Origin of the sequence: Polynucleobacter sp. UK-Kesae-W10 (assembly GCF_018881575.1) — a bacterium.
Classification (GTDB): Bacteria; Pseudomonadota; Gammaproteobacteria; order Burkholderiales; family Burkholderiaceae; genus Polynucleobacter.
In genome coordinates this window covers 820,251-833,165 of record NZ_JACVQB010000001.1, presented here as the reverse complement: position 1 = coordinate 833,165, position 12,915 = coordinate 820,251, and the positions used below count along the sequence as shown (strand labels likewise).

Genomic DNA, 12,915 nt, shown 5'->3' with positions numbered 1-12,915 from the left:
ATACTCAAAAATTTGAAATAAATGCTTCATTTTTACAAGGTTCACCATGAACGAGTTTCCAAGCGACATCTTTACCGAGCCTCAAAGCTACTCAGTCGATACACTGAAGAACCTGGGACCACTTACCGGTATGGCTGGAATTTGGGAGGGTATTCGTGGTCTGGATGTCAAGCCCAAGGCTGACGGACCGAAGAAGCAGGCCTATGTTGAGCGCATAGAGCTTCAGCCGATCGACCCCCAAACCAACGGACCGCAACTCTTTTATGGCCTGAGATATCACACCCATATCACCAAACCAGAACAAATCAAAACTTACCATGATCAAGTGGGGTATTGGCTATGGGAGCCAGCTACCGGAAATATCCTGCATACCCTCTCCCTACCCCGCGGCATGATTACGATGGCTTCCGGCAATGCCAAGGCCAATGACCGCGAATTTGAATTACTTGCAAAAGAAAATGATCCATGCGCAGGGATCTCATCCAATGCCTTTTTAAATTACGCCTTCAGAACTGTGGAGTTTCGGATTCGGGTTAGCATCCATGAAAATGACACTTGGTCATACGAGCAAGATACAGTGATGAAAATTAAGGACCAAGCAGAATTGTTTCATCACGTCGATAACAATACCCTCAATAGAATTGGTGAAGCGACACCAAACCCATTGGCGCGTTAAGTTGCTTTCCACTGGCACCAATAAAAAGGCCATCTTGCGATGGCCTTTTTTTACATCAATCCAAGAAGCTTAAGCAAGCTGCGCTTCTGCCTCGGTAATTTTTTCCAAAGCTGCTGCTAAGTGGCTCACTGTACGATCTACGTTGCCCAGTTTTTCTAAGCCAAATAGACCGATGCGGAAAGTACGGAAGTCCGGTCTTTCATCGCACTGCAATGGAACACCTGCCGCAGTTTGGAGCCCCAGAGCAATAAACTTCTTGCCCGATTGGATATCTGGATCAGTGGTGTAGCTAACGACTACGCCAGGCGCCTGAAAGCCTTTGGCAGAAACAGATTGATAACCCTTGGACTCCAGGAGCGCACGCACCTTGCTACCTAGCTCAATCTGTTTTGCTTTTAAAGCGGCAAATCCCAGGGATCGAGTTTCTTGCATCACATTACGCAAAATTTTGAGTGCGTCAGTAGGCATAGTTGTGTGATAAACATGGCCGCCTTTTTCGTAAGCCTCCATGATTTGCAACCACTTTTTCAAATCCATTGAGAAGCTGCTGCTTTGCGTTGCATCAATACGCTCTCGCGCTCTTTCACCTAAGGCGATTAATGCGCAACAGGGAGAACTGCTCCAACCTTTTTGTGGTGCGGTAATTAATACATCTACATTGCAGGTCTTCATGTCTACCCACATTGCGCCAGAGGCAATGCAATCTAAAACGAATAATCCATTGACAGAGCGTACCGCCTCGCCAACAGCTTTAAGGTAATCATCTGGCAGGATAATTCCGGCAGAAGTTTCTACATGGGGCGCAAACACCACTGCTGGCTTTTCCTTTTTAATAAAAGCCACAACCTCTTCAATCGGTGCTGGTGCAAAGACACCTTGAGCAGCATTCTCTAATTGACGACCCTTAATCACTGTCACATCACCAGAAATATGATCTAAGTCGAAAATTTGTGTCCAGCGATAACTGAACCAACCATTTCGCAAGACAAGGCACTTTTGCTTGTTTGCAAATTGACGCGCGACTGCTTCCATACCAAAAGTTCCGCTACCGGGGACGATGACAGCAGAATTGGCGTTATAAGCATCTTTGAGGACGCTAGAGATGTCCACCATGACACGCTTGAATTCATCAGACATGTGATTCAAAGAGCGGTCGGTATAAACGACTGAGAACTCTAGCAATCCATCTGGATCAACGTAGGGAAGTAAGCCTGGCATAGTAATTTCCTAGAGATTTCTGTGATTAGCCCTAAATGATACTGATTTAAGCCCTTTTTTGGGCAATCCGACTCAAATCCCCCTGGCAAAGATGTATTTGGGGGTCTACAAGCGAATAAGCCTAATCTGAGCCCAGCTGGAGTGTATTTTTTTGCCGTTTTTCAATGGCATTTTTGAGTAATGCTGCACTGCGATAGATTCCGTGTGCAAACTTGCCATAAGGCATTGTCAAAAAGAACCCCATGACAAAACCCAAATGCACTACCAGCAATATCGGCATATACATCGTATCCCGATAAGCTAATAAAGCTAAACCGGAGATGCTAATAAGCAGGAGCAACAGAATGAATGCTCTATCCATTGGCTGCTGAGTAGTATCGCCATGCGCAGGCGCTCTTTGCAAATTTAAATACAGCAAGCCAATTGGGCCAATCACAAGCCCCACCCCACCAAGCGTACCCAGCAATACCGGCAAACTGGTTAGTGCGTAAGGCGCATGTAAATTCAACATGTAGTGATAGAGGGTAGCGACACTAGTCGCAGCAAAGCACAGCATGAAGCCATAAAAAGTGAAGTGATGAAAACGCTTGCGCCAAAGCGAGAAAGCATCGTCCGCATTATTGCAACCCTCTCCATGTCCACCACCCAAGTACTTGAGCGTCAGTGCATCGTGTGCAGCCTCCGCTGCCGCTGCACCTGAAGACTGTCCTGGGGATATTTCCCGCCAGAAGCGTGCAAGACCAATACCTAAGGCCAGGAGCGCATAAACAAAGACAGCGCCGAAAATATAGGCAAGCGTATTGTGCGAAAAGATCTCATAGAAATTGCCGTCTGTAATACTGATAAGAAGATTGCCATTGAGCGCCAGCGAGAGTAAGAAAAAGGCGATGATGGACACAGAACTACCTAAAGCCACAGCAATGCCATTTGTTTTGTATAACACTCCCAATGCCTTAGGCCAAGCAAATTCAATATAAGTATCTTTACGCACCCGCGCCATCGCTAAAGGCACGTTGACTCCAAAATCATGAGGTGGCGCGTATTGGCAGGCATGCAAACAGGCACCGCAGTTATGGCACAGGTTGGCCAAGTAATGAATATCTGCTGAAGAGAATGCAATGCGCCTAGTCATCGCAGGAAAAACGGCACAAAATCCCTCGCAGTAGCGACAAGCATTACAAATCTGCATAATGCGAGCGACCTCTTGTTCGTGAGCTGCATTACCAAGTTGCGAAGCCTCCGCAATTAATGCCTCAAGCTGTTGCATCTACCGCCCCTTCTTTCAAGGCAGCTTTGGCTGCACTGACACCTGCAATTCTTCCAAAGACAGTACCAATCGTCATTCCGATTCCAGCGGTATAGCCCTTCCCGAGTACATTACCAGCCATCATTTCGCCGGCAACAAATAAATTCTCGCTAGGCTGATTATCAAAACGCACTGCCGCAGTCTGGTCGGTCTTTAATCCAAGGTAGGTAAATGTAATGCCCGGCTTAACTGCATACGCATAGAAAGGTCCAGTATCAATTTTTCTTGCCCAGTGTGTCTTTGGAGGAGTTAATCCTTCAGTATGACAATCATCCAAACTCGTGTGATCAAAACTGCCTTCCACACAAGCGTCATTAAATTCTGAAATTGTCTTGATGAAAGTCGCTCGATCTAGGTGCAGTTGATCGGCTAACTCTTCTAGGGTATCAGCTTTCTCACCAGCAAATACTGGTGGCATGAATCGGCCTAAAGCCTTTGAGTCAATAATTGAATAGGCGATCTGCCCTGGCTGCTGAGCTACCAATCTTCCCCAGATGGCATAACGTTTGGGCCAAAAATCTTCACCCTCATCATAGAAACGCTTGGCATTCTTATTCACCATAACGCCTAAGGATACGCAGTCGATACGGGTACAGATACCGCCATCGTATAAAGGCGCACGGGCATCAATCGCCACCATATGCGCCTGAGTAGGATCACCAATGGAATCTGCCCCTGCCTCAATCATGAACTTTAAGAGCGTGCCCATATTAAATCTAGTACCCCGAATCAAAAAGTTATCAGCGGGATATTCGCCTAAATCATTTTGACCCCAAGCCTCTTTTAACCATTCCAAATTCGATTCGAATCCACCTGCAGCAAGCACACAAGTTTTTGCTTGGATACGCTCACTACCAATATGCGCAGCAATAAATTTGCCGTCTTTAATTTCAAGACTATCTACTGGTGCGTTGTAACGAATTTGCACACCCAATTTTTCAGCACTGCGGTAATAGGCATTCACCAGCGCTTTTCCTCCGCCCATAAAAAAGGCGTTCGTCCGAGACAAATGCAATGTGCCAGATAAAGGAGCTTGAAAATGCACTCCATGGTGCATCATCCAGGAACGGCACGTGGCCGATGAGCGAATCACCAGTCGCGCTAGCGCTTCATTTGTTAGGCCACCAGTCACCTTGAGCAAATCATCCCAATACTCATCTTCTGAATAAGTACCCAGTAGAACATCTTGAGGCCCATCATGCATGGCTCGTAAATTGCGGGTGTGGCTTGAGTTCCCGCCGCGCCACTCTTTTGGTGATGCCTCCAAGAGAAGAACGCTAGCGCCAGCTTCCCTAGCCATTAGGGCAGCACATAAAGCAGCATTACCACCACCAATTACTAAGACATCGACCATGGCTAGGACTTCAAGGGAAAAGAAAATACTTTACTGTTTTTTCCGAACTTTTACCTAAAGCCAATTCAGGCTTGCTTAGGCTTGCCCTGACTGGAAGAAATCCAAATTCCAGCAACAATCAAGGCAAAGGCAGTGACATGAAATAAGCGCGGAGGCTCGCCCAACATCGCCGCAGATAAAAGCGCAGTAAACAAAGGAATAAAGTTTGCAAAGAAAGCGGCGATGGTAGGCCCGGCGCCATTCACACCCAACCCCCAACAGCGGTAGGAAATCAGGGAAGGACCAATCGCAACAAATAAAATCAGTGAGCCGGTCCACCAATTAAGGTCTAGGTAAGCAGAGCCAGTAGCGATTTCAAAGCTATCAAAAAATCCGGTCCATAACAAACCCACCATAACCTGGGCCATCAAGAAATCGGCCCATGGCCATTGGCGCTCAGTACTGGGACCTGGACGACTGAGCATCCAACTATAAAAAGCCCACAAAATAGTAGCCAACATGATGAGTAAATCACCCATTACCATTTGCATGGATAGCAAAGCATTCAACTCACCTCGTGTCAACACAATTGCAACGCCCACTAATGACACGATTGCGCCGATCAACTGCAATAGATTGGGCTTCACTTGATAAAAGACTGCGCCGATGAACAGCATCCAGATCGGCATGCTTGCGCCAATCAATGTCACATTAATAGCGGTCGATGTTTGTAGCGCTAGATATAAGAGCACGTTATAGCTACCCACACCGAATAAACCGAGAAGCAAAAAACGCCGCTTGTTTTGCCATAGCGGGCTGCTAAACTTAAAAACACGCCATCCCCACGGCAAAAGAAGCAGTGCAGCCAGACCCCAGCGCACCGCACTTAGGGTGATGGGGGAAACGCTGCCCACAAGTAAACGTCCCGCAATGGCATTGCCGGCCCATAAAAACGTGGCAGTGAGCAAATACAGGACTGTGGCAAGGGTGAGCTTAGGCATTGAGCAGGAGGAATGGCAGCTTGAGGGCGTCTATATTAGGGATACCCTAGCATTGTAGAAACAAATGCTCGGTATTGCTAAGATAGAGCTTGAATAGACAAATACTTGTCAAAAGAACAAGAAAACAAGGACGAATTGTGCCAATCATCACCAATATTGAAGACTTACGGGTTCTCCACCAAAAACGCACTCCAAAGATGTTCTATGACTACGCCGACTCTGGCTCATGGACAGAATCCACCTATCGTGCGAATGAATCGGATTTTCAGAAAATCAAATTGCGTCAACGGGTAGCTGTTGATATGACCAATCGCACCACCAAAACCAAAATGGTGGGACAAGAAGTTGCTATGCCTGTGGCTTTAGCCCCAACCGGATTAACCGGCATGCAACATGCCGATGGAGAAATTTTGGCTGCTAAGGCGGCGGAAAAATTTGGCGTACCCTTTTGCTTGTCGACCATGAGCATCTGCTCTATTGAAGATGTGGCAGAAAGAACTACTAAGCCATTTTGGTTCCAGCTGTACGTCATGAAAGATCGAGGATTTATTGAGCGCCTTATTGAGCGCGCAAAAGCAGCGAAATGCTCAGCGCTGGTGTTGACTTTGGATTTACAAATTCTCGGCCAACGTCACAAAGATCTCAAAAACGGTCTTTCTGCACCGCCCAAGTTGACGATTGCCAACATGATCAATATGGCCACCAAGCCGCGCTGGTGCCTTGGTATGGCTATGACACCACGTCGCACCTTCCGCAATATTGTGGGGCACGCAACTGGCGTAGGCAATATGTCCTCCCTCTCCTCTTGGACTGCAGAGCAGTTTGATCCAGGTTTAAATTGGGGCGATGTCGAATGGATCAAAAAACTCTGGGGCGGAAAGCTAATCATTAAAGGCATTTTGGATGAAGAGGATGCTCGCCTTGCTGCCAACTCAGGCGCAGATGCATTAATCGTTTCAAACCATGGCGGTCGCCAACTAGATGGTGCTGTATCGAGTATTCAAGCGCTCCCTGGAATCGTCAATGCCGTTGGTAAGGATATTGAGGTCTGGATGGATGGTGGCATTCGTTCGGGTCAGGATGTTTTAAAAGCCTGGGCACTGGGTGCACGCGGCACAATGATTGGCCGCCCCTTCTTGTATGGCTTAGGCGCCATGGGCGAAGCTGGCGTTACTAAATGCCTCGAGTTGATCCACAATGAGTTAGATATCACTATGGCATTTACCGGTCATCGCGATATTCATAACGTGACTAAAGATATTTTGTATCCAGGAACTTTTTAAATTCACGCTCTACTAAACCACCCCGTCTTAGTCTTTGGAGTTTCGCTAGTCGTCTTTGCTATAGCCGTCTGGTTTGGCAATGCTGCACTCAGCCGCTATCGCACTAAGGACACCGAAACTTCAGAGGATCTGGGCGTCATTCAAACGGCGACCCTGACGCTACTGGCACTCATCATTGGTTTTACGTTTTCGATGGCCATTGATCGCCATGACAATCGCGAAACCCTTGAAGAAGCTGAGGCCAATGCTATTGGCACAGAATACCTGCGCGCTGATCTACTTCCCAGCAATATTTCAGCTCGCACCAAAGATCTACTGAATCAATACTTAGATCAACGTATTCTCTATTACTCCAAACAAAGCTCTGAAAAAGTGCAGGAGATTACACAAAAAACGAATGAGCTGCAGAATGCTCTTTGGAATGAAATTCTCCCAGTTGCGCGGACACAAACCACCCCCAGTATGGCTTTAGTCATTTCGGGAATGAATGACGTATTAAATTCTCAAGGTTATGTTCAAGCGGCTTGGCACAATCGCATTCCCTACCCTGCTTGGCTACTAATGGGAGCCATCGCCTTATGCGCCAATTTATTGGTAGGCTTTGGTGCGCGCAATTTTAAAAAGAATGTTGGTTTGTTCATGATCTTCCCATTCATCACTTCCGTTTCCTTCTTCTTAATTGCAGATATCGATAGCCCTCGTAGTGGTGTCATTCGGATTGAAGCGCGAAATCTGATTGCCCTCAAACAGACAATAAATCCAAAGATCAGCTCGAGTAGCCCGTCTTCCACCAATCCTTGAGCATCACCACATAGGCGGTAAGCATGAAACGTGTTGTAGATGTATTTAAGAATCGCGGCCGCGAGTTAGTCTGGACCTATGTCATTCACCTGCAAAATGATGATGAATTTCATCCTGGGCAATTGGATTTTGAAGTTGAAGCACTACGTCTCTCTCAGCTCGATAAGCGAGGCCTTGCCAGCGAACTGAGCGCTAAAGTCAGACTCAATTAAGTCAAAGCCCCCTCAAGCGAAGGGGAAATCGATTTGGGCTTGTTGTCGTAAATGAGATTCATTATCATTTAAAGCAAATCTCATTTTTTGACTTTGCACGGTATGACTCAACCCCGCTATCACCCCGCTTCTATCTTCTTCCACTGGCTAGTAGTAGCCTTGCTGATTGCGGCATTTGCCGTCATTGAACTCAAAGGGCAATTTCCCAAAGGTAGCGAACCACGCGAACTATGCAAAACGATTCATGGTTTATTGGGGCAAATCATCTTTGTGGTGATGGTAGTCCGACTTATAACGCGCTGGGCATTCGGAACCCCTCACCCCATCAATCCGAATCAAACACTTACTGCCCTAGCTAAGCTTGCGCATTACTTGCTATACCTGCTCTTGCTAATGCTGCCGATCATGGGGTTCATTTTTCTCCAAGCGGGTGGAAAGGAAGTTCACTTCCTCAATTGGGTGTGGCCACAATGGATTTCTCTGAACCCCGAACTCAAGAAGCTATTTAAAGAGGCGCATGAGTGGCTAGGCAACGCCTTATATTTTTTGATTGGCTTACATGCCCTGGCAGCCTTGTGGCACCACTATATTTTGAAAGATGAGACATTGCGCCGGATGTTGAATAAAATTAAACCTTCTGAATTCATAAAATCCCAATCAAGATGAAGCCACTTTCCAAAAAAGCCAAGCTAGTAGTCAGCTGGACCGCCCTAATGACTGTTGTAGGCACCGCAGTTTTGCACCAATGGCAGTTTTTTGCTCTTGGATGTGCATCGATCGCAATCTTATTAATAGCCAATCAATACAATCTTCTAGATGGGCCTAAGGATAAAAAATAAACCCCGCGTTTGAGAGGCGGGGTTTATAGTTGCAGCCCAATAAATGCAGCTACCTTTATAAGCTTGGGTAATCCGTATACCCAACTTCTTGGCCGCCATAAAACGTAGCCCGGTTATAGGGATTAAGAGCGGCGCCTTGCTGAAAACGCTCTGCAAGATCAGGATTAGAGATATACAAGCGGCCATATGCGACTGCGTCCGCCAGACCCTCTTCGAGCACCTTTTCTCCCATTGCTTGATCGTACCCACCTGCAGTAATAAATTTACCTTGATAGGCCTTGCGGAAGATTTCTGAGGTTACTGGCGCCGCTTCATTAACCTGATCATTACCACCCGCACTTGTAGAGCGAGGTTCAATCATGTGAACGTAAGCCAAGTCATAGGTATTTAATTGATGGATTGCTGCTGTGAATAAAGCAACCGGATCACTATCAGCCATATCGTTAAATGTGCCATATGGTGAGAGACGAACACCTACTCGATTACTTGGGAATACTTTGCTGACAGACTCAATGACCTCGCCCAACAAGCGCAAACGGTTCTCAATCGAGCCACCATACTGATCCTGGCGTTGATTGGTTTTATCTTGCAAAAATTGATCCAGTAGATACCCGTTGGCCGAGTGAATCTCAATACCATCAAAGCCCGCCGCCTTGGCATTTTGCGCCGCTGCTTCAAACTCCTTGAGTAGGCGGGCAATATCTTCCAGACTCATCGCCTTAGGTGTTTCATAGTCATGCAATTTCCAGTCGGCTCCATAAGTTTGGCCCGAAGCAGCAATTGCAGATGGTGCCTCTGGCACGCCCTGCTCGGGATGTAGCGATGAATGTGAAATGCGGCCCACATGCCATAACTGCGCCACGATAGAGCCGCCTTTTGCGTGAACTGCATCGACGATCTCTTTCCAGGCTGCAGTTTGCTCGGCAGAATAAATACCTGGGGTAGCTGGATAACCCATACCCAGCGGAGAAATTTGGGTAGCCTCTGAAATAATTAGTCCAGCACTAGCACGCTGCGCGTAGTAAATCCGTGCCAAAGGATTAGGAACATCGCCTGCGACCGCACGCATTCTTGTCAAAGGCGCCATTACTAAGCGATTTTTGAGTTGAATAGCTCCCAACTGAACAGGGGTGAACATGATTTCTTTACCGGACATGGAATTCTTTCTAAGTAGATAGTGAAACGATTGAAATGGTTGACATACTTTTAATGCGCTTCTTTACTTTGCTTTGAGGCTTGCCCCAAAGCGCTCACGAATACAAGATGCAAGCGCGGCAAACTCTTCTCGATGCGCAGTGGAAGATCTTGCGACTAGCGCAATCACTCTTTTGGGTGCTGGCGCGGCCATTGCTTTAGCCACCAGATCAGAATGATTAAGAAGACTACTATTGACTGCCATATTCGGCAGCAAAGCAATACCAAAACCTGATTCCACCATCTGCAGCAAAGTGAGCAAGCTGGTTGCTTCCATGGCTTCATTCTTGCGGATATCCGCTTTTCTACAAGCCTGCAAGCTATGCTCGCGCAAGCAGTGCCCTTCTTCCAATAAAAGCAAACGCTCTGCCATTTTGGCGGGCAAGGTTACCTCTTTGCCCTTTAGAGCTGGGTCACCCTCTCGTGCCACCAACCAAAATTCATCGTCAAATAATTCTTCGACGAGAAGGCCAGTCACATCGTAAGGCAATGCAATTAATGCGAAATCCAATTTATGCTCTGCTAGCCTGGCTAGCAAATTGGCAGTTAAGTCTTCTCTTAAAGTAATTTTTAAATCCGGAAAGCGTTTGCGAACTTCTGGCAATACCGTTGGCAATAAAAAAGGTGCAATCGTTGGGATCACTCCCAAACGGATGGTGGCTGTCATCGGCTTGCCAGAGGCTCCTGCAAACTCCACCAAATCTTCTGATGCAGTCAAAATGACCTTGGCGCGCTCGAGCACCTCCAAGCCAGCAGGGGTAATGGAAACGTTTTGACGATCACGCTCAACCAACTGAATGCCTAGACCTTCTTCGAGCTCTTTTAGACCTGCACTCAGAGTCGATTGCCCCACAAAGCAAGCTTGAGCAGCCCGGGTGAAGTTGAGCTCTTTTGCTAGCGCCAGGAGGTAACTTAACTGCCTTAGGGACGGTAAATAAGCCATAACAGCTCCTTATCGAATAATTTGATTAATAGTAGCATAATTATTCATTGGACTGATTAAAGAAACAAGTCCACAATCCATTTCATGGTTGGACAAGCAGTTAACAGTCTTACGCAAGTCCAACACTTTTTATCATGAAATCAAAGGAGTTGAAAATGGCACGTCCAGAAATTAAAACTATCCAAAACTTGGAATCGGCATTTGCTGGTGAGTCTATGGCCCACATTAAATATCGTTATTTTGCAAAATTGGCACGCGCAGCAGGTGACGAAGAAACAGCAAAAATCTTTGAAGCTACTGCAGACCAAGAGGTAATGCATGCATTTGGCCACTTAGACTTGCTCTACCCCGCTAATGCCATTACCCCACAACGCGCCTTAGAAATTGCGATTGAGGGCGAAACCTATGAATACACCGAAATGTATCCGTCATTTCGCAAGACCGCAGTTGAAGAAGGCAATGCTGCAGCCATCCAAGAGATTGATGAGCAGATCGCGGAATCTAAGGAGCACGCTGAGCAATTCCAAGCGGTTTTAGCTAAAGCAGCCAAGCGTTTTGCCGCCTTGGCCAATGTGGAAGAGCGTCACGCTAATCACTATAAGCAGGCATTAGAGAAAGCTAAGGTATTTGCCGCTCAATAAGCGGCCAGAAATAAAACGAAACTGAATTTACACTATCAACTATTACTCAAGGAATGAACATGAAACAATGGCAATGTATCGTATGTGGCTTTATCTATGATGAAGCAAAAGGCTTACCTGAAGATGGCATCGCTCCAGGTACAGCCTGGGCGGATATCCCAGAAGATTGGGAGTGCCCAGACTGTGGTGTGGCAAAGTCTGACTTTGAAATGGTTCAGATCTAAGTCTTCCCCCATCTACAGCACAACGTCTTACCGCAATTAATGCATCCTTAGGAGCCTAGTCTTGGATCAAACTACATCTTCATCCGCCATCGTGATTATTGGCAGCGGATTGGCGGGTTATACCGTCATCCGCGAAATCCGCAAATTGGATAAAACCATTCCGATCACCTTGGTAACAAGAGAGCCTGGCTATTTTTATTCTAAGCCGATGCTCTCTACTGCCCTTGCGAGCAAGAAAGATGCTGCACAACTCGTTTCCACCCCAGCCGATGCCATGGCTGCTCAACTGGAAATCAATATCGTTGCTGAAGCGGATGTTAGCGCGATTGATGCGAGCTCACACACTATCCAAACTAGCAAAGGCACTATCTTTTATGGAAAACTAGTTTTAGGGCTTGGTGCTGACCAAATTCGGATTCCGCTACAGGGAGATGCTGCTAAAGAGGTGTTGACTGTCAATGACTTAGAAGATTACGCTCGGTTTCGCAATGCCATTGCCGATAAAAAGAAAGTAGCCATCTTGGGTGCAGGCTTGATCGGCTGTGAGTTTGCAAACGATCTCGTCATCGGCGGTTATGAGGTTGACGTGATTGATTTAGCGCCTCAAGCCTTAGGGCGCCTGATCCCAGAGGCTGCGGCTACTGATCTACAAAATAAATTAAGCGCTGCTGGAGTCAAATGGCACTTTGGCACTACCGTGCAATCCGTTCAACGAAATGCCGATCAATTCTCACTGACGCTTGCTAATGGCACTACGCTTACTAGCGATGCAGTGCTCTCTGCTGTAGGACTAAAACCAAGACTGGATTTAGCCAAAGCAGCCGGACTTGCATGCAATGTTGGCATTCAAGTCAATCGCGAATTAGAAACTAGCTCAAAAGATATTTATGCACTTGGTGATTGCGCTGAAGTAGAAGGTCTAGTACTGCCCTACGTAATGCCCATCATGCAAGCTGCAAGAGCCTTAGCAGCAACACTTACCGGAACCACAACTGTATTGACATATCCTGCAATGCCAGTAATGGTCAAAACACCAGCCTTGGCTACTGTAGTTTCGCCACCAGCAAAAGGTGCTGAGGGTCAATGGAAAACCACTGCTTCAGACGGTGGATTAGAGTCCCGCTTTGAAGCGAGTGATGGCAAGTTGCTTGGCTTTGTATTGATGGGTAGCGCTACTACGCAGCGTGGAGCGCTGACCAAAGAATTGCCCCCCATCTTGGCCTAAGCCCTCTGCGGCCCAGCCA

At 46.9% G+C, this 12,915-nt stretch carries 14 protein-coding genes; 8 read left to right on the top strand and 6 right to left on the bottom strand.

Features of this window, described 5'->3' with window-relative positions:
- Positions 1 to 46 precede the first annotated feature (46 nt).
- Entirely contained in the window at positions 47 to 676 is a 630-nt protein-coding gene (locus ICN24_RS04365) for an FABP family protein (RefSeq protein WP_216221597.1), read from the top strand.
- 69 nt (positions 677 to 745) lie between these two features.
- On the opposite strand, the gene ICN24_RS04360 is transcribed toward ICN24_RS04365, so the two are convergent.
- The 4 genes from ICN24_RS04360 to ICN24_RS04345 all read right to left on the bottom strand — a co-directional run bounded on the left by ICN24_RS04360 (position 746) and on the right by ICN24_RS04345 (position 5,534).
- Positions 746 to 1,894 (bottom strand): aminotransferase class V-fold PLP-dependent enzyme, encoded by a 1,149-nt coding sequence (locus tag ICN24_RS04360; protein WP_216221595.1) that lies wholly within the window; start codon positions 1,892 to 1,894, stop codon positions 746 to 748.
- A gap of 121 nt (positions 1,895 to 2,015) precedes the next feature.
- Positions 2,016 to 3,161 carry a tricarballylate utilization 4Fe-4S protein TcuB gene (tcuB, locus tag ICN24_RS04355; RefSeq protein ID WP_216221594.1) on the bottom strand — a complete coding sequence of 382 codons (1,146 nt, stop codon included), beginning with the start codon at positions 3,159 to 3,161 and terminating at the stop codon, positions 2,016 to 2,018.
- Positions 3,148 to 4,554, bottom strand: coding sequence for an FAD-dependent tricarballylate dehydrogenase TcuA (gene tcuA / locus ICN24_RS04350; protein ID WP_216221593.1), 1,407 nt, complete (start codon positions 4,552 to 4,554; stop codon positions 3,148 to 3,150). Before tcuA ends, tcuB begins: the two co-directional genes overlap by 14 nt.
- A 65-nt stretch (positions 4,555 to 4,619) precedes the next feature.
- Positions 4,620 to 5,534: a DMT family transporter gene (locus tag ICN24_RS04345; RefSeq protein WP_216221592.1), complete on the bottom strand. Its 915-nt coding sequence runs from the start codon at positions 5,532 to 5,534 to the stop codon at positions 4,620 to 4,622.
- Between the two features lie 137 nt (positions 5,535 to 5,671).
- On the opposite strand from ICN24_RS04345, the gene ICN24_RS04340 reads away from it, so the two are divergent.
- The 4 genes from ICN24_RS04340 to ICN24_RS04325 all read left to right on the top strand — a co-directional run bounded on the left by ICN24_RS04340 (position 5,672) and on the right by ICN24_RS04325 (position 8,496).
- Positions 5,672 to 6,817 carry an L-lactate dehydrogenase gene (locus ICN24_RS04340; RefSeq protein ID WP_216221591.1) on the top strand — a complete coding sequence of 382 codons (1,146 nt, stop codon included), beginning with the start codon at positions 5,672 to 5,674 and terminating at the stop codon, positions 6,815 to 6,817.
- A 192-nt stretch (positions 6,818 to 7,009) separates the two neighbouring features.
- On the top strand, positions 7,010 to 7,618 hold the full coding sequence (locus ICN24_RS04335) for a hypothetical protein (protein WP_255532558.1): 609 nt from the start codon (positions 7,010 to 7,012) through the stop codon (positions 7,616 to 7,618).
- A gap of 23 nt (positions 7,619 to 7,641) precedes the next feature.
- Positions 7,642 to 7,830: a hypothetical protein gene (locus ICN24_RS04330; protein WP_216221590.1), complete on the top strand. Its 189-nt coding sequence runs from the start codon at positions 7,642 to 7,644 to the stop codon at positions 7,828 to 7,830.
- A 102-nt stretch (positions 7,831 to 7,932) separates the two neighbouring features.
- Positions 7,933 to 8,496 (top strand): cytochrome b, encoded by a 564-nt coding sequence (locus ICN24_RS04325; protein ID WP_216221589.1) that lies wholly within the window; start codon positions 7,933 to 7,935, stop codon positions 8,494 to 8,496.
- 228 nt (positions 8,497 to 8,724) lie between these two features.
- Here ICN24_RS04325 and ICN24_RS04320 read toward each other — a convergent pair whose 3' ends face one another.
- Both ICN24_RS04320 and ICN24_RS04315 read right to left on the bottom strand, forming a co-directional pair.
- Positions 8,725 to 9,825, bottom strand: a complete 1,101-nt coding sequence (locus tag ICN24_RS04320; protein WP_216221588.1) for an alkene reductase — start codon at positions 9,823 to 9,825, stop codon at positions 8,725 to 8,727.
- A 63-nt stretch (positions 9,826 to 9,888) separates the two neighbouring features.
- Positions 9,889 to 10,806, bottom strand: coding sequence for a hydrogen peroxide-inducible genes activator (locus ICN24_RS04315; protein ID WP_216221586.1), 918 nt, complete (start codon positions 10,804 to 10,806; stop codon positions 9,889 to 9,891).
- A 155-nt stretch (positions 10,807 to 10,961) separates the two neighbouring features.
- On the opposite strand from ICN24_RS04315, the gene ICN24_RS04310 reads away from it, so the two are divergent.
- From ICN24_RS04310 to ICN24_RS04300, 3 genes are all read left to right on the top strand, one after another.
- Positions 10,962 to 11,447 carry a rubrerythrin family protein gene (locus ICN24_RS04310; protein WP_216221584.1) on the top strand — a complete coding sequence of 162 codons (486 nt, stop codon included), beginning with the start codon at positions 10,962 to 10,964 and terminating at the stop codon, positions 11,445 to 11,447.
- Positions 11,448 to 11,506: 59 nt separating this feature from the next.
- Positions 11,507 to 11,671 carry a rubredoxin gene (locus tag ICN24_RS04305; RefSeq protein WP_114638331.1) on the top strand — a complete coding sequence of 55 codons (165 nt, stop codon included), beginning with the start codon at positions 11,507 to 11,509 and terminating at the stop codon, positions 11,669 to 11,671.
- A gap of 61 nt (positions 11,672 to 11,732) precedes the next feature.
- A complete protein-coding gene (locus ICN24_RS04300; RefSeq protein WP_216221582.1) occupies positions 11,733 to 12,896 on the top strand; it encodes an NAD(P)/FAD-dependent oxidoreductase in 1,164 nt (387 codons plus the stop codon).
- Positions 12,897 to 12,915: the final 19 nt, after the last annotated feature.